At 36.2% G+C, this 17,820-nt stretch carries 16 protein-coding genes; 1 reads left to right on the top strand and 15 read right to left on the bottom strand.

Annotated elements, in window-relative coordinates:
* Nucleotides 1-362: 362 nt before the first annotated feature.
* From B371_RS0109785 to metG, 3 genes are all read right to left on the bottom strand, one after another.
* On the bottom strand, nt 363-1,574 hold the full coding sequence (locus B371_RS0109785) for a G5 and 3D domain-containing protein (RefSeq protein WP_019414134.1): 1,212 nt from the start codon (nt 1,572-1,574) through the stop codon (nt 363-365).
* A 130-nt stretch (nt 1,575-1,704) separates the two neighbouring features.
* Nucleotides 1,705-2,475 (bottom strand): TatD family hydrolase, encoded by a 771-nt coding sequence (locus B371_RS0109780; RefSeq protein WP_019414133.1) that lies wholly within the window; start codon nt 2,473-2,475, stop codon nt 1,705-1,707.
* Between the two features lie 262 nt (nt 2,476-2,737).
* On the bottom strand, nt 2,738-4,696 hold the full coding sequence (metG, locus tag B371_RS0109775; protein ID WP_019414132.1) for a methionine--tRNA ligase: 1,959 nt from the start codon (nt 4,694-4,696) through the stop codon (nt 2,738-2,740).
* A 335-nt stretch (nt 4,697-5,031) separates the two neighbouring features.
* Here metG and B371_RS0109770 point away from each other — a divergent pair, with 335 nt between their 5' ends.
* On the top strand, nt 5,032-5,310 hold the full coding sequence (locus B371_RS0109770; RefSeq protein ID WP_019414131.1) for an AbrB/MazE/SpoVT family DNA-binding domain-containing protein: 279 nt from the start codon (nt 5,032-5,034) through the stop codon (nt 5,308-5,310).
* Nucleotides 5,311-5,348: 38 nt separating this feature from the next.
* Here the strand turns inward: B371_RS0109770 and rsmI are convergent, their stop codons facing one another.
* From rsmI to B371_RS0109710, 12 genes are all read right to left on the bottom strand, one after another.
* A complete protein-coding gene (gene rsmI / locus B371_RS0109765; RefSeq protein WP_019414130.1) occupies nt 5,349-6,230 on the bottom strand; it encodes a 16S rRNA (cytidine(1402)-2'-O)-methyltransferase in 882 nt (293 codons plus the stop codon).
* Nucleotides 6,230-6,502 carry a GIY-YIG nuclease family protein gene (locus tag B371_RS0109760; RefSeq protein WP_019414129.1) on the bottom strand — a complete coding sequence of 91 codons (273 nt, stop codon included), beginning with the start codon at nt 6,500-6,502 and terminating at the stop codon, nt 6,230-6,232. The genes rsmI and B371_RS0109760 overlap by 1 nt, the downstream gene beginning before the upstream one ends.
* Entirely contained in the window at nt 6,489-7,235 is a 747-nt protein-coding gene (locus B371_RS0109755; protein WP_019414128.1) for a tRNA1(Val) (adenine(37)-N6)-methyltransferase, read from the bottom strand. Before B371_RS0109755 ends, B371_RS0109760 begins: the two co-directional genes overlap by 14 nt.
* 66 nt (nt 7,236-7,301) lie before the next feature.
* Nucleotides 7,302-7,667, bottom strand: coding sequence for a DNA replication initiation control protein YabA (yabA, locus tag B371_RS0109750; RefSeq protein ID WP_019414127.1), 366 nt, complete (start codon nt 7,665-7,667; stop codon nt 7,302-7,304).
* Nucleotides 7,668-7,691: 24 nt separating this feature from the next.
* Nucleotides 7,692-8,507: a stage 0 sporulation family protein gene (locus tag B371_RS0109745; RefSeq protein WP_019414126.1), complete on the bottom strand. Its 816-nt coding sequence runs from the start codon at nt 8,505-8,507 to the stop codon at nt 7,692-7,694.
* Nucleotides 8,500-9,504: a DNA polymerase III subunit delta' C-terminal domain-containing protein gene (locus B371_RS0109740; RefSeq protein WP_019414125.1), complete on the bottom strand. Its 1,005-nt coding sequence runs from the start codon at nt 9,502-9,504 to the stop codon at nt 8,500-8,502. Before B371_RS0109740 ends, B371_RS0109745 begins: the two co-directional genes overlap by 8 nt.
* Before the next feature lie 110 nt (nt 9,505-9,614).
* On the bottom strand, nt 9,615-9,944 hold the full coding sequence (locus tag B371_RS0109735; RefSeq protein ID WP_019414124.1) for a cyclic-di-AMP receptor: 330 nt from the start codon (nt 9,942-9,944) through the stop codon (nt 9,615-9,617).
* A 55-nt stretch (nt 9,945-9,999) separates the two neighbouring features.
* A complete protein-coding gene (gene tmk / locus B371_RS0109730; RefSeq protein ID WP_019414123.1) occupies nt 10,000-10,644 on the bottom strand; it encodes a dTMP kinase in 645 nt (214 codons plus the stop codon).
* Nucleotides 10,641-12,068, bottom strand: a complete 1,428-nt coding sequence (locus B371_RS0109725; RefSeq protein WP_019414122.1) for an aminotransferase class I/II-fold pyridoxal phosphate-dependent enzyme — start codon at nt 12,066-12,068, stop codon at nt 10,641-10,643. The genes tmk and B371_RS0109725 overlap by 4 nt, the downstream gene beginning before the upstream one ends.
* A 1,068-nt stretch (nt 12,069-13,136) precedes the next feature.
* Nucleotides 13,137-14,888 carry a M28 family peptidase gene (locus tag B371_RS0109720; RefSeq protein WP_019414121.1) on the bottom strand — a complete coding sequence of 584 codons (1,752 nt, stop codon included), beginning with the start codon at nt 14,886-14,888 and terminating at the stop codon, nt 13,137-13,139.
* Nucleotides 14,889-14,898: 10 nt separating this feature from the next.
* Nucleotides 14,899-16,299, bottom strand: coding sequence for a M20/M25/M40 family metallo-hydrolase (locus B371_RS0109715; RefSeq protein WP_019414120.1), 1,401 nt, complete (start codon nt 16,297-16,299; stop codon nt 14,899-14,901).
* Between the two features lie 191 nt (nt 16,300-16,490).
* On the bottom strand, nt 16,491-17,321 hold the full coding sequence (locus B371_RS0109710) for a YihY/virulence factor BrkB family protein (protein WP_019414119.1): 831 nt from the start codon (nt 17,319-17,321) through the stop codon (nt 16,491-16,493).
* Nucleotides 17,322-17,820 lie beyond the last annotated feature (499 nt).

Below are 17,820 nucleotides of genomic sequence, written 5' to 3'. Positions count from 1 at the left end.
CCGCCTGGAGCGCAAATCAGCGGTATCATACTAGAACCTACTCCTTAAAATACCGGGAATACTGGATTCATGGCTCACTAAATTCATAACTTTCTTATATTGTAAGAAAGACCGGGCAAAGTGAGCCCGGTCTTTCTAAGAAGGGTCACCATAGAAACCCGTTTATCTCCGCTACAGTGGACGCTTAACGCGGACGGTCCGTGGAAAGCGTCCGCCTAGAGCGTAAGTCAACGGTATCATACTAGAACCTACCCCTTTTAAATACCTAGAATACTGGATTCATGGCTAACTAAATTTATATACTTTCTTATATTTCGAAAAAAAAAGCTTTCCCTGAACAATAAGGGAAAGCTTTGAATAAACTAGTCTATCAACTTAATTTTTAATTGTTTACGGCCAAATCTAAGCGCATCATCTTTAGACGCCATAAACAAGTCAATCTTCAATCCTTTAATCGCTCCACCGGTATCTCCAGCAATAGCATACCCGTAGCCTTCTACCCAAACCTTAGAACCAAGTGGTATAATCCTTGGATCAACAGCAATCACTTTTAAGCCCGGGTTTGACCTTAGGTCTATACCTGTAGCGGTTATTCCCGAACAACCGTAACAATAAGCCGTGTATGCAGTAGCAGACACATAGAACTCTCTTCCTCCAGCAGGTGCGCTTGTTGTCGTACTAGTACCACGAGAAACACTTGCCGTTACAACTTTCGTTCCAACAGCTACTACTCTCTTAATAGGCTCACTAACTACTTCTTCACTTATTTGAACACGAGAAATAGGTTTACCATTTTCAGAAGTTACTTCAAATGTGTTTTTTATTAATCCTTTTTTACCTTCTTGAACTACTTTCTCTTTACCTTTTAAAAGATTCTTATCTTTACGTGTTTCCAAAGCAAAACCAGTTGCTTCTTCCACTACATCGGTGACCTTTTTTACACGAACGACTTGTATAACATCGTTTGGAATCACGAGTTCATCCATTCTTTGCTCGACACGATCAAATTCATTCATCTGAATCTCTTGTTGTTTTAAAAAGTCAGCGACCGTAGTCGAAGTGGACCAAATCTTCTTTTCATTGACTCCATCTACTAACGTTACTTCAAACGCTTTTTCGATAGCAATGGTTGCGTCAGGTCCTATCTTATCGTTTAAACCAGGTAGTAACTTATCATACTCTGAAACTTTAACCTTGGCTTCAGCTAAAACTTCACTTACTTGATCAGCAGTTGTTTGAAGGATTTGTTTCTCTCCATCAATTGTAATCACAACTTTTTTCGCCTCTTCCCACTCCACAGAAAGTCCATCTTCTATTAATGTGCTTGCAGAGGGTGAAACTAAATCAGCCTCGGAAACTTGAATGGATTGTTCATATAACAATTCTTCAACTGTATTAGCATGGGTTTGAACTTCTAGTACTTTACCATTTATCGTTAAAGCAACTGTATTTTTTGTCCCTACAAATAGCATGGCTGATATAACCGAAATAAACAAAATAGTGGCAAGTACCGCTATCCCTGTTTTTTTATTCATCAAGGATTTTGTAAAATTTAATATGGAATTTTTTGACACAAAACGTCCTCCTCATCACTTGTGTGATTATATAGATTTTAAAAATGACTGTCAACCAATCTAATTTATTTAAACTATTTTTGGTTGATAGAAACCTCCTACACCCAAGTATTGGAGTGCTACCCATATTTTATACAGGTAGCTTATAAAATTTTATTGCATTTTCAGTTGTGACTCTTGCAACCTCTTCAATTGAAATACTTTTCAACCGAGCGATTTCTTCGGCAACAAGTACTACATGGGCTGGTTCATTGCGCTTTCCTCGATATGGATGTGGCGTTAAATATGGTGCATCCGTCTCAATCAGTAAGTACTCTAACGGAATCTCTGTAGCTACTTCTTTTGGCGTTTTGGCATTTTTAAATGTAACAGGTCCACCAAGAGAAATCATAAAATTGAGATTAATACATATTTTAGCAGTTTCTACACTTCCGCCATAACAATGCATAACACCACCCGTTTTCTCGGCATTCTCTTCTTGTAAAATACGAACGACATCTTCAGTGGCATCCCGGTTGTGAATAACAATGGGTAGGTTGACTTTCTGCGCTAAACGGATTTGCTTTCTAAATACTTCTTGTTGCACTTCATGCGGAGACTTATCCCAGTGGTAATCAAGTCCTGTTTCACCGATTGCTACAACTTTTGGATGCGCTGCTAGCTCTTCAATCCACTTTAAATCTTCATCAGTACAATCAATAGCATCAACTGGATGCCATCCAACTACAGCATAAATGAATTTATATTGTTCAGCTAAAGTAATCGCTCTTTCAATGGTTTTACGGTCAAACCCGATAACCACCATATAATCTACTTTTGCTTCAAGTGCTCGATCAATTACTTCTTGTAAATCTTCATCATATTGATGTGCATTTAAATGAACATGTGTATCTATGTACATAAAATAATCGCCTCACATAGTCTCTATTATAGAATTTTAAAAGATTTCTAACATCTCACCTTTATAACATTTTGGTAACAAAGTCATGTTTTTTATATGACAACAAGTACTAAATACCCTTACAGAAATAAACTTTTCAAGTTTTAATTATAGCAAAACAATACTATTGCCTTAAACAATCAACAGAATAGCACATATCAATTCATCAAAACAAGTAAAGAGCTTGCTCAGCATTTGCTAAACAAGCTCTTGTGGTGACTAATTATTTGATTTTTGAGCCATTCTCCAATTTTTCATCAACAGTTGCAAGAGTTAAATATCCGTCTGTTTCTCCTGTTAAAATCATCCCTTGAGACAACTCGCCACGAAGTTTTACCGGTTTTAGATTTGCCACAACAATTACTTTTTGACCTACTAATTCTTCTGGTTTATAGAATTCTGCAATACCAGAAATTACTTGGCGTTGTTCATACCCTAAGTCAATTTGTATTTTTAACAGCTTGTTCGTTTTTGGTATCGCCTCACAAGCAGTTACCGTCGCTACTCGCATATCTACCTTTAAGAAGTCATCGATCGTAATCTCTTGTACTTCAGGTGCTTGTTGTTTTATTGCTTTAAGCTCGTCTGGTTTAATAGGACCACGCATTTGCTCTTGGATATATGAGATTTCTATGTCCACTTCTAGTCTTGGGAAAATTGGGACACCTTTTTCAATTACTTTTGTTCCAGTCGCAATACTTGATGAATTTTCTAGTGACTCCCACGTCAATTCATCGCTATTTAAACCTAATTGTTCAGCGATTTGTTTAGGAGAATTTGTCATAAATGGTTGTAGGTACACAGCAATCTGACGTAGGCTTTCAGCCAAATTCCACATTACTGATCCAAGTTTTGGTTTATCTGTCTCTTCTTTTGATAAAACCCATGGTTGTGTTTCATCGATATATTTATTAGTGCGTGAAACGAGAGACCACAAATCACTTAATACAATACTAAATTGCATTTTTTCCATATTCTTTTCATACTTTTCTTTAGTTTCTTTTGCATGTGATTGTAGTGCTGCATCAAACTCAGTTGCTACATTATGTTGAGTCGGAATAACTCCATCAAAATATTTATTTATCATCGAGATTGTACGATTCAATAAATTCCCTAAATCATTTGATAAATCAAAGTTTGTCCGTTCAACAAAAGCTTCTGGTGAAAAGACGCCATCTGAACCAAATGGTAGCTCACGTAATAAGAAATAACGAGTAGCATCTAAACCGTATCGATTTACTAATATTTCAGGAGTAACAACATTACCTTTGGATTTTGACATTTTTCCGTCTTTCATCATAATAAAGCCGTGAGCAAATACTTTTTTAGGTAACGGTAAATCTAATGCCATTAAGAAAATTGGCCAGTATATCGTATGGAACCGTACAATATCTTTACCAACCACATGTACATCTGCGGGCCAAAACTTATTAAATAACGTTTCATCATCAGATTTATATCCAAGTGCAGTAATATAATTAGACAAAGCATCCACCCACACATAAATGACGTGTCTGTTATCACTTGGTACACGAATGCCCCAATCAAATGACGTTCGTGAAACAGATAAATCTTCTAATCCAGGTTTAATGAAGTTGTTAATCATTTCATTCTTTCTAGATTCAGGCTCAATGAATTCTAAGTTTTCTTCATAATATTTCAGTAAACGATCTGCATACTTTTTCATATTGAAGAAATATGACTCTTCTTTGACTTTATGTACCGGGCGTCCACAATCAGGACAATTTTCATTGTCTAATTGCTTGTCCGTATAAAAAGATTCACACGGTGTACAGTACCAGCCTTCATACTCCCCTTTATAAATATCGCCGTTATTTAGGAATATTTGGAATATTTTTTCGACACCTTCCTGATGGCGTTTCTCGGTAGTTCGAATGAAATCATCATTTGAAATATCCATCAGTTTCCAAACTTCTTTGCTAGCTTCTGCAATTTCATCTACATATACTTGCGGATCTTTTCCTGCTTCATGGGCTTTTTCTTGAATTTTTTGACCATGTTCATCCATCCCTGTTAAAAAATGAACATCAAATCCACGTAAACGCTTGTAACGTGCCATCACGTCTGATGCTACAGTAGTATAAGCTGTCCCAATATGGAATTTTCCACTCGGGTAATAAATAGGAGTCGTAATGTAGAATGAGTTATTTTGACTTTTCACGTAAATTCGCCCTTTCGTCCGTACAATGTAGTAATTCTATTCTATCTGAGTCCTCCTTCCGTTTCAAATATTGAAGTTTGTCGAACAATGTCGGGAAAACGTTATTGCCGATGCTCCCCATTTAGGTTTAAATATTCCTTTTTATGGGTAAATATATGTTAGTAGCGTATAATTTTTAATTACTTTAATAAATATCGTGTATTTATGGTAAATTCCTAAAAATTTACTGGAATAATTATTGACGTATATGGCAGTACTTGGTATGATAGGTAGCAGACATGCATTAATTGTCGAAATTTGACGAATTATATATAATTCAAGGGGGAGTATTTTTTATGAAATCTACAGGTATTGTTCGTAAAGTTGATGAATTAGGTCGCGTTGTTATTCCAATAGAACTTCGCCGCACATTAAGTATTGCAGAAAAAGACGCATTAGAAATTTACGTGGATGAAGACAAAATCATCTTAAAAAAATATTTACCAAACATGACGTGTGTAGTTACTGGTGAAGTTTCAGATGACAACTTCCGTTTAGCTGGTGGTAAACTTATTTTAAGCCCAGAAGGCGCAGAACTATTAATAAAAGAAATTCAATCAAACATAACTAAATAAGTTTAAAAACAGGAGTGACAAAAATGTCACTCCTGTTTTTATGGTTCTACATGGAATTCTTGATAAACATCACGTTTTGGCAAATCTCTCTCTTTTGCTACAACTTTAATGGCCTCTTTCGAAGAGAGTGATTGATTTTCAATCACATATTCGACATGCTCAATTACAGATAAATCCATCCACCATTTTTCATTAACTAATGGATTTTCCTCTGTAGACCCTGCAATAACTAATACAAATTCTCCTCGTACTTCTTCATTTTCAGCCCAATTAACTGCATCTTCTAAGGTTCCTCTAACAAACTCCTCAAACTTTTTCGTCACTTCTCTGGCCAATACCACTTTTCTAGTCGGTCCCAATATTTGTAGAGCATCGCGTAAAGTTTCTTTTAAACGATGGGGTGCTTCGTAAAAAATTAATGTCTCTTTATTATATAGAATAGCTTGTAATGATGCTTTTCGATCTTTTTTTTGTCTTGGAAGGAAGCCGTAAAATGTAAATGCTAAAGTAGAAAGACCAGAAGAGATTAACGCACTTAACGCCGCGTTTGCACCCGGGATAGGAACCACAGATAGATTTTCAGTTACAGCCTTTGCTACAATGTCTGCTCCTGGATCTGAGATGCACGGCAAACCGGCATCACTAACTAAAGCAATATTCTTTCCGTTTCGTAGTAACTCCAAAATTTTATCACCACCATATTCTAAGTTATGTTCATGATAACTAATAAGCGGTGTTGTAATTTCAAAGTAATTACACAATTTCTTTGTATTACGTGTATCTTCAGCTGCAATATAATCAGCTTCTTTCATCATTCTTATCGCACGGATAGTCATATCTTCTAAATTCCCAATCGGCGTTGCCACTAAATACAAGATCCCTGTTGTTGGCTGTCCAGAAAAACTCTTTTGTGTCTTCACTATTCTTCACCTCTTATTCCATTAGCAATATAAGCTATTTTCTTATTCTTCCTTAACTGTTTAAAAGCATATTCTGCTTTCATAGCGAGTTGTTTTGTTTCGTGGATTTCATGATAAATACATAAAACCGGAAGTCTGGCTTTCGTGTATTTTGCTCCCTTTCCACTATTATGAACTTCTACTCGTTTCTTCAAATCATTGGTATAACCAGCATAAAAAGAACCATCTTTACATTCCAAAACATAAAAAGTATGTTTGTTAACTCTTTCCATAAAGCATCTCACGCACTTCCTCAGTATATTCTCCTTGTGAATCATATACATATAATGGTGGGAGAATCTTCAAATCGGGTTTGCCATCTTTTATCCCTTCAATTAACAAGGTATTCGCATCTTTCCCTTCTTTAGGGTAAACGAAGCGAATCCTTTTTGGTTCTAGCCTATTTGCTCTCATTGCTGTCACAATATCAAGTAAACGGCCTGGTCGATGAACAAACGCAGCCTTGCCACCTTGTTTGAGTAATTGGCTAGCAGATTGTACAGCTTCATCTAACGTTAAATAAAGCTCATGTCGAGCAATTGCAAGATGTTCCTTCAAGTTTTTATTACTTGCCTCGTGTGCAGGGAAATATGGTGGATTGCACGTAACCACATCAAATTTTTCAATCCCTAGTTGTTTTGGAATTGTTTTTACATCACCTACGACTATAGAAATTTGTTCATCTAATTGATTGTAGGTCACACTTCTCGTTGCCATATTAGCTAAACGATTTTGTAATTCAACACCTATAATAGTAGCTTTTGTCCGTGCACTTAAAAATAATGGGATAACACCATTCCCTGTACATAAATCTATAATCACACCTTGTTTAATCGGCACATAAGTAAATTTAGCAAGCAGGACTGCATCTAGTGAAAAAGAAAAAACCGATGGGCTTTGAATAATTCGTAGCTCCTCTGCAAGTAAATAATCCAATCGCTCATCGCCTTCTAAGAGTATCTCCATTTATAATCCCTCCGACATAACAAAAGACCGACATCCACATACTCATTGTGGTATCAGTCTTTTATCTCACCCGTTTTGTTTATTTAAAAAAGCGAGACAAAACAAGCAATCTTCACCTTTACGTGCACTTCCAAAATGTACATGACATACATGGAAACCTTCATGATATAATCGCGCTAAATTATCGTAACCTTCTCCAATATCAAGATGGCTTAACTTTTTAGCATTTATTTCGGACTGCTTTAAAACTTCTTCTTCTACAGCATGAATTTCATCTAGTCGTTTTCGTAGGTGAGAATTCTCTTGTTGCAAAGACTGATGTTCTTCCATCATAAACGCTACGAATTCTTTAAGTGCATGGAACTGACCTTGTAGAGATTCTAATTGCCGTTCAAATTCCATGACCGTATCCAAAAAATTACGCTCTTTCACTTAAATCACCTCTTTGCGTAGTCCTTACACTTGATTTTCTGCATACTGTTGAATTTCTTCTAATGTATAGTCAAGTACACGTTGTTCCTCGACTAATTCCACTTGCATCACTCGTTCTAATAGATTAATCCCAACAACTTTTCCTTTTCCCTCAGGTGTTGAAATGCGAGAACCCATATCTGGCATTAATTCTTTTGCTTGTTCATAATCATCATTTTCATATTTTAAACAGCACATTAAACGACCACATAACCCAGAGATTTTCGATGGGTTTAAAGATAAGTTTTGATCCTTGGCCATTTTTATCGAAACAGGTTCAAAATCACCTAAAAAGGTTGAACAACATAACATGCGTCCACATGGTCCTATTCCACCAAGCATTTTGGCCTCGTCTCGAACCCCAATTTGACGTAATTCGATTCGAGTTCTAAAGACAGCCGCCAAATCTTTTACCAAGTCACGGAAGTCCACACGACCTTCAGCTGTAAAATAAAAAATAATTTTATTGCGATCAAATGTATACTCCACATCCACTAACTTCATTTCTAATGTGTGTTCAACAATTTTTTTTGTTGTGAGCTCAAATGCATGTTGTGACTCTAATCGGTTTTCATCAACCTGAAGCCGATCGCGTTCATCCGCTAAACGGACAACTTGTTTCAGTGGCAAAACCACATCGTGTTCCTCAACTTGCTTTACAGAAACTACGACTTTACCATATTCTATCCCTCTAGCTGTTTCTACAATCACATACTGATTTTTTTCCATAGAAAAGTCAGTTGGATCAAAATAATATATTTTACCCGCTTTTTTAAAGCGAACACCTACCACATTATACAAATGAAAATCCTCCTTGCATATTTAACATTAACTGTTCCATTAAAAGCGTTCGATTCATATTGCTATGCAATTGTTGTTTCGCTTTTAATATGGCCTCTATTTTATGTGACAATTGCTCAAAAGTACAATGCAGAGCCCGTCGTTGATAAAAGACCAAAAAGTCAGGATACGTATATGATGTATTACTATTAGCCTTAACTGTTACTAAATCACGGTAGGCAAATAATAGTAAATCTAATGCTTGTTCTGTTTGTTCTTTTTCTTTTAGTAAGGGCAGTAACTCTTCATGTAAAATCAACATTGTCTCATGTACATTTGTTTCAGCTGCCTCTACTAATTTTAACACTGTTTTTCGTACCTGTGCAAACTGCTCATCTTTTGCCATTCGAAAAGAATCTTCCAAATCATTGGTCAACATAGAAACAGTTGATGCCATAGAAGCCGTTAGACCTTCACCTATCAAGGTTTTAACACGTTCTTCATACGGAATAGGTGCAAAAGAAATTATTTGACTACGGGATCTAATCGTCGAAATAACTGCATACGGTTTATCGGTTAATAGAATTGCAGTAATCAATCCTTGAGGTTCTTCTAAAAACTTTAATAAAGTATTAGCAGCAGAAGTATTTAATCTATCTGACCGGTGGAGTACATATATTTTACGGCCTGCTTCAAGGCCGGTTTTATTCATTTCAAAAATTAGTTGTAACATTTGATCTTTCTTAATATCTTGGCCATCTGGCTCGATTTGAATGAAATTTGGATGATTCCCAGATTCAAACCTTCTACAACCTCTGCATGTTTCACATGAAACATTTTCAACTGGTTGTTCACAAAGCAATAATTTAACAAAAGCACGCATAACAGCGACTTTGCCTGTTCCTTTTTCTCCTTCAAAAAGATATGCGTGAGCAACACGGTTTTTTTGAAAAACCGATTGAAGTTGTTTCATAACAAGAGGCTGGATTTTTCTAACATCTTTCTTGCTTTCATTCACTTTGCTGCTCACCCTTTCTTTTAAAAAACCCGTGTTCCAGACATCCGGCAAACACGGGTTTTTTCATGTATACCTACATAAAAATCATTTGTAAATACAAAGGTTACTCGTTAAAAATGATGAAACTGTTCAATTGGAAGGACAAATACAGTTGCCCCACCAACTTCAACTTCGACTGGATAAGGAATGTATGAGTCCGCATTACCACCCATTGGAGATACCGGGGCTATCATTTGTTCTCGAGAACGACAATTTTGACGGATTAAATCAAGAGCACTTGATACCAATTCATTTTCCGTTCCAATTAAAAACGTTGTATTTCCTGAACGTAGAAAACCACCTGTACTTGCTAATTTAGTTGCACGAAAGTCACCTTTCGTAAGTGCAGTAGATAAACGACTACTGTCTTGATCTTGGACAACTGCAACGATAAGTTTCATAAACTCAACCCCTTTTCCGGAAGTTCTTCCTACTATTATAACATGAAAAGATAGTTCAATTCGTTCGTAATTCAATAGATTTTTTCAGAAAATTTAATACATTCTCTGTTACTTCTTCTTGAGTTTGCGATGCATCAATTACATGTATGCGTTGTGGGTATCGTTTAACTACTTCTTGATATCCTTCTCTGACTAATTGATGGAATTTCAAACCTTCTGCATCTAATCTATTCTTTTCCCTATCACCATGATTATTAATCCTATTTAAACCAATTGACGGTTCTAAATCAAATAATAATGTTAAGTTTGGCATTAACTTACCGATTGCAAATTCATTTATTGCAAGAACTTCATCTATCCCAAGTCCTCGTGCATATCCTTGATAAGCAAGGGATGCATCAATGAAACGGTCGCATAATACAATTTTATTATCATTTAACGCTGGAGCAATCTTCTCTACTAAGTGTTGTCGTCTCGCTGCTGCATATAAAAGTGCCTCTGTCCGACCATCCATCTCCGTATAAGCATTATTTAATATTACTTCACGTATGCTCTCTGAGATACGAATCCCACCCGGTTCACGGGTTGATACAATATCATATCCTTCAGCTGTTAATTGAGTGACAACATCACTCATTACTGTAGTTTTCCCTGCTCCTTCTGGGCCTTCAATCGTAATAAAAAATCCTTTGTTTTTCACGCTTTTTCCTCCTTCAAAACAAGCAAATGTTTTTCGCTCAAATTATGCTCACCCTGAATTGTTGCACCGTTAGCTATATAATCTGCAAGCATTTCCAATTTACTAGTAGTTATGCGTTCCCCGCGGACGAATAATGGAATACCTGGCGGATACGGAATAACCATACCTGCACTAATTCTGCCGGCAGTCTTTGTATATAAAACACATTCGCTCTCTGCTGTTTGTAACTCTTTGTAGGAAGTAGCTATGGTTGATAGAGATAGTAACTGGTGTGAATAATCGATATCCCTTTTATCTCTAGGTTGTTTTAAGCAATTCTCTACAGCAGACTTAATTTCCTTGCGTATTTTTGCAAAAGGAAATAGATGATCTGCCTTTAACAGCGGTAATATTAACAGAACTTGCTTAAAATCAGCTAGTTCTACGAATATATTTTGACGCTCTAATTGTTTTTGTAAGCTGTATCCAGTAAAACCAGGTATTCGTAAAAGTAACTTTAATGGATCATCTACTTCAACTATTTCAAGAGAAGGAATAGTTTTTAAGCTAGCGATGAATTGATTGCGTGTATTACTAAATAATTGGTAATCTTCCTGCACATACGTTTCAACATAATGTCTCGCATCATCAAGTGAAGCAAGTATTAAATACGAGGGACTACTCGATTGAAGTATTCTCAAATACTGATTCACTTTTTCCATCGATATTAACTTTGATTGGATATGTAAAAAAGAACCCATCGTCAGAGCCGGCAGGGTTTTATGGGCTGATTGCACAACCATATCCGCACCCATTTCAAGTGCACACATAGGAAATTTTTCTGTTGCTACAAAATGTGCTCCATGGGCCTCATCGACTAGTACTAAAATTCCATGTAAATGCGCTAAACGGATTACTTCAACCATTTCTGGGTTTGTAATACCATAATAGGTCGGATACGTTAATATAATTGCTTTAGCATTTGGATACTTCTCAATTGCTTCCACTACGGTCTCCAAGCTGACATGAGTAGATGTTTCACTCACAACATCCCATTCTGGAGCTAAAAATATCGGCTCTACACGAACCATCTCAAGTGCGTGAAAAACAGATTTATGCGCATTACGTTGAACTAAAACCTGATCCCCTTCTATACATGTTGAATAAACCATAGCCAAATTTCCAACAGTTGAACCATTTACAAGAAAATAACTATACATAGCTCCGTAAGTTTTAGCTAATAAAGCCTGTCCTTCTTTTATTACGCCTTCTGGGTGATGATAATCATCGAGACCACTAAGTTCGGTATAGTCATACTTCATCACATCTTTAAAGCCACGGGGTAATTCAGATAATGCCCCGTGTTTATGTCCTGGTACATGAAAAGATACATTTTGACTTTCATAAAAACTTTGCATTTTTTCTACAATTGGTCGTTTATTCATTCGATAATCCCTCACACGTTTAACATCTCTTTATTATACCTTAATAAATATATCTTTAGATTGATATTCGTCAATTGGCTGAACTTACATTAAAAATGTTCATAAATGAAAGAATAAATTGCATTAACAATTGAGGAAAGCTATGCTCAAAATCCCCTCATCTCTTTGTAGTTTCAGATTATAACGTATCGGAATACAGTGAATTATGGAGGTGGGCTGAAAACTAAGTAAGACTTCCTAACTTGCCATTGCCATCGGTTCTTGAGCTCAACTCCATGTGTAGGCAATGGAAGAGGGTGAACCCAGATTTCTTCATAAACTCAAGAATTCAATTCTTATGTATGCCATACGCTCTTAACCCTCATCCCTTTACTTTAAGTTCCTGCCTCATTGCCCCCAACCATTGACTACAGATTTTAAAAAAGTCCACAAAAAAACCGGGCAAAGTGCGCCCGGTCCTTTATAAGATAGTCTTCTATTAAAGTCTTGTGATTTCCGTTACAGGCGGACGCTTTCCGTGGGCGGTCCGTGAGTCTCCTCGGGCCAACAGGGTGTTGGTCACGAAGGCTTCGCCACACGACGTGGCATTCTTAGTCTTCGTTCCATTGTGCTCCTGTGGGGTCTCACCGAACACGCTTTTTCCACTGGAGTCGCCGCCCTTCACTTCAATTATTCACCTGGTTAAAATAACCCTGATCAAATATAGTTAAAAAAAATAAATATAAAAATTGTTCTATCTTGTAAAATGAAAGTACCCACACCTTTATTTAAACAAGAATATATCACTGAACAAAATTTACTTTCTCTGAGAGGAAACCTGCGTCGTTAAAAAAAGGAAATTACAACTTCACTTTAATCGAATTAACGAGAGTCACAAGAAAATCCCAATTTAGTCTGTTAGTCTCCATATACTAAAACACCATGAACACTGAGTTCTTGGCATATCAATTTTACATACCTTTCCTATCTTGAAAAATAACCGAACTGTGATGAAAATCCACAGTTCGGTTATTACTTTGATACCGGCTAACTCTTGCATCTATATTCTAAGGGGAGGAATACACTAGTTTAGAAATTACTTAGCTCTTTTATTAACTTTCTATAGGTCGAAGAAACCCGATTGCTTCCACGTAATAAATGATTCAATGTCACTAGATATAAATGACTTCCCTCTTCGTGGTCATGCAACTCAGTTGCTGGAGCTAGATCAGGAAGTGGTGGTATATTTAACGCAGGATCGTGTCTAAATTTGCCCGCACGTGAATAGTTTATTCGAATTAACTCACGACCTAGTTCTAGTAACAAGTCATTCGCATGCTTGACTTGCTGGTCTTGAAGAGAACCGTTTTGTTTAAGTGGCTCTAGCTTTTCATTAAATTCTTGTATTACTGTGAGTAATTTCTCACCGTCTTTTTTTACACTTTCAAAAGTGAAGACACCTTTAACAGCATCTTCATACTCTGCTAGTACCTTTAATTGTGATTCAACCGATTTTGTAAAGTCATAAGGTAATATCGTTGCGTTTACATTCCGAATAACGGCCAATAAATACATTTTCATATCTTTCAATAAAATATCGGTATCAACCACATCAATTAAGTCATCTTCAGTGTGCCATACGATGTTTCCGCCACAACCACCAACAGGGTAATAGCCCTTTTCAGCAGCTACTTCAGTTGGCATTGTCGATGACAACATAAAGTAAGACGAAATCCCAATATTATTAAACGAATAATCCCCAGCCCGAGTCGGACGACTTCCTTTTGATGGCTTATTTAATGCATCACGAATTACCGTTTGGCAATGACCATCGACTTCTTCTGTCCAATCCATAAATTCGTAAGACGTTGCCCATCGACAACCAGGAGAATCACAGTTAACTTGTGCCACGCAGTTTTCCTCAAGATCTAAACCGAAATAATCCGCGAACCAAGTTGAGCCAGCATAGCGACCAGTAGAGTGACCTGGCCAAATCGCCACACGTACCGAGCGTTTTAAATGCTTTCGGTTATGATAAAGAACGCGAGCCATTTCAACCAAAGCCGCATCACCTGTTGCATTATCACCCAACCCATAAGTCCAGGAATCGAGATGCCCATGTAATAAGACAAATTTCTCGGGTTCCTCATTTCCTTCAATACAAATATCCAAAAGAGGACATTCAAACCATCCCTTTTTAAGCTTGGTCTTCAAGGTTGCATGTGTATTACTTTCCTGTGCAAGTTTAATCAGTTCTTGACCATCCTCATAGTTGACGGCTATGGAAAAAGCTTCTGGCTCTGTTTCGTAATTATCAAGATCCGGACTTCCCCAAATAGGTGTACAAATTCCATCGTGAATATTCTTACCAGGATTAATAAAGATGGAAGCCAATGCTCCACGATCTTCAAAGTATTTCACACGAGCAGGTAATCCTAACCCTTCAGAAACAACCACTTTCCCTTCAAAAGATTCTTCATTATTTAACACTTCTACTGCAAAAATATCCATCTTGTCCGATTTAGTACCTGCTGGAATATAGATGAGTTCTCCTGTCAATCCGTCTGTTGATTTTGAAAAGGCTGGTGTTTTTGCTCGATATGTCTTGCCGTTTACCTCTACAGAGGCTGAAATAGGAACACTTAAATAAATCTTTGGATTACGAATTGTATGAGGTACTCCAGCTTTATCTAGTAAACTCCCAAGAAATTTAAAAGCTTCTTTTTCATCTTTACTACTTGATTCACGAATAAGTGTCTGAAATTTATCTAGTACTTGGTTTGGAATATCCAAATTCAGTTGTTCTAATAAATCGCTCTCTACAGTCGCTAATTTATCCATTGGTCACCTCTTATTTTGAATTTAATTCTAAGTAATTTCTAAAAAAATGAACCATTGATTTTTCGAACTCCAATATACCATCTACAGTAATATACTCATCACTTGAATGTTGCCGAGATCCATGACCCATTCCACCTGTTACATAAGGAATTTTTAAATATTGCTCAAACACATAATAAGGAGCACTTCCTGGATTTAATGGCCATAATTGTGGTTCTTTACCCATAGATTGATATGACTTAACCATTGATTGGACCACCTTTTCTTCAAGACTAACCTTAGACCAATAATATTTGTTATACGTTTTTAATTCGATATCCTCATACCCATGTTTATCTAAATGATTGCGAATGGATTGTTCCACTTTATCTGGCTCCATATTAGGTACCATTCTTACGTCCATTTTGACAGTTGCTTTATGTGGTAAAAGTGTTTTCGTTTCAGGTCCTGAATACCCAGAAAAAATTCCATCAATATTTAGCTGTGGCTGACTAAATAATTTTTCCCAAACTTCTATAGGTTCACCATCATATTTCAGTGTTTGAACATCATAATTTTCTTTGAATACTTTATCATCAAATAATCCATCTTCAACTTGTTTTTTGAGTTCAGTATATTCTTTATCACTAAGTGGTTTCATCCCATCTTTTAATCCTTCTACCAATATCTCTTCATCGGGACCAATCATAGTCGATAATGCTTGCACAAGACGCCAAGCAGGATTTTTTACCCACGCATTATAAGAACCATGGATGCCCCGTGATTGAGGACCTCCCCATTTTCCACCTGTTGCAATTAACTCAAAATAAAAAAGTCCTTTTGTTCCTAATGTAATAGAGGGGACTCCTTCTTCATCTTGTTCAAAAAACGGGAATAATACTGCTTGTGCCTTTGATAGCTTGTCTTTATATTGTTCTAGGAACTCAGGGAAGTGTCTACTCCCCATCTCTTCTTCGCCTTCAATAGCAAATATTAGATTTACGGGAAGTTTACCGTTTACAGTCTTAAAAGCTTTTAACACATTAAAAAAAGCAGCAAGAGGTCCTTTTGTATTTACAGCACCTCTACTAACAATACATTTTCCAAACTTAGGCAAATCTTTGATTTCTGCAGCCCACGGTTCAACTGTCCAACCCTCTTCATCTGCCGGCATTACATCGTACATGCCGTAGATGAGCAATGTGTGTTCGCAATCATCATTAATTTCTCCGAAAACTACAGGATGTCCCGATGTCTCTACTAGTTCAGAGGTGCCTCCTAAATCACGAATGATATTCGCTAAATTTTCAGCTGTCTCTCTAATTCCTTCACCTGTATAACTCACACTTGGAATACGTAAAATATCCCTAATCTTTTCAACGTCCTCGGTAAAGTTATCTTCTAAACTAGCAATCACCTTTTCCCAATCCATTACGGTCTCCCCTTCCAAGAAACTCTCTAGCTTGTTAAATTCTCTAATACTTTAAACCTATAAATAAATGATACAATACTTAACGCTAAAATACACTGAATATTTATAATATTCAAATCAAATTATGTTTTATTCGTGTAATAAACGGAAAATACAATCCTTGTTAATAGGATTGCATTTTTAATATGTTGCTATTTATTATAGTTTCTTCCTTTAGATATTTTAATATTTCGAACTTCAGCAATAAGTATTCCTGACAATAAAATAACTACTGATGTTAAGTAGAACCATAAGACAAGTACAATAATTCCAGAGAGTTGACCATATAATCGCGTGTAATTCACATTTGATACATAATAAGCAAAAAGTAATGATACTACTTGCCAACCTATCGCTGAAAACAAAGCACCTGACCAAACTTCACGTAAACCCAGCCTTTCATTTGGCAGAATTTTATAGAATAAAAGAAAAAATAGAAATAAAAATACTGTTCCAATTCCCCATTTTACGACTGGCCAAATATAAATCCACCCTTGCCAATCATCGATTGTACCTGTATATGCTACTACCCAACGTAATCCACTTTCAATAAATGGCAAAAACAATAAGAGTGGAACAATGGTCATAAATAGAAAAGTTATTCCAAGGTCTCGTAGCAATCTCTTCAAAAATGTTGGTGAGCTTTTTATCCGGTTTGCATCATTTAATGCACGCGCAAGCGCTTGAACCGCCATGGATGATATCCAAAACGTAGAAAGTAAACTGAGTGACAATACACGACCTTTGTCAACAGACAGGATGCTTGTCACATTGTCTTCAATGAGAGCAAATGTTTCACCAGGAGCAAACGGTTTCAGGAAATCTAGTATTTGCTGGGCATCTACTGGGAAAAAACTTACAAGTGTCAAAATAAAAATTAGGAAAGGGAAGATTGATAAGAGTAGGTAGTATGCTGTTTGTGCAGCTTCATCAAAAAATCTCTCTTTAAAAAATCTTAATAAAATATTCTTAACTAGAATCAATGTATTGTCCCTCCCTAGTTGGAATTACGTAGTTAGATGTGAGTAATATTCGTTTGATTAGAAGAATACTCAACATACAATGGTTTTTGTTTGTCACCGAGTAAAAAATTCCAATCAGGTCAGAGGTTTCATTGTGATAATATCAACATCCAACTATATTCCAATTACCAACAAATACTATGTTCGATTGAGTTAATTTCTATTTTTATTGAACTAATCACATTTGTCTCTTATATATATTCATTTAATAACGATATAATTCATAACCAATTATTACAAATTAATATTACATGAACTTTTAAAATAACAATAGCCTGTAGTGTAAGAAAAGAAACTAACCAATTACCTCCTAATTACTGGTGCATCCATTCACTCACTAAAAAGAGTTTTCTCTATATTTCTCACAGTAAATACCATAGACTTTTTCAAGCTTTTACTAAAGTGGTTCGAGTGGACTTATTTATGAAAAATGAAAAAAGATCCTTGCAACTTAAGTTGC

Origin of the sequence: Paenisporosarcina sp. TG20 (assembly GCF_000286315.1) — a bacterium.
GTDB lineage: Bacteria > Bacillota > Bacilli > Bacillales_A > Planococcaceae > Paenisporosarcina.
Note: the sequence above shows the minus strand (reverse complement) of the source record. Positions and strands in the feature narration are given on the sequence as shown.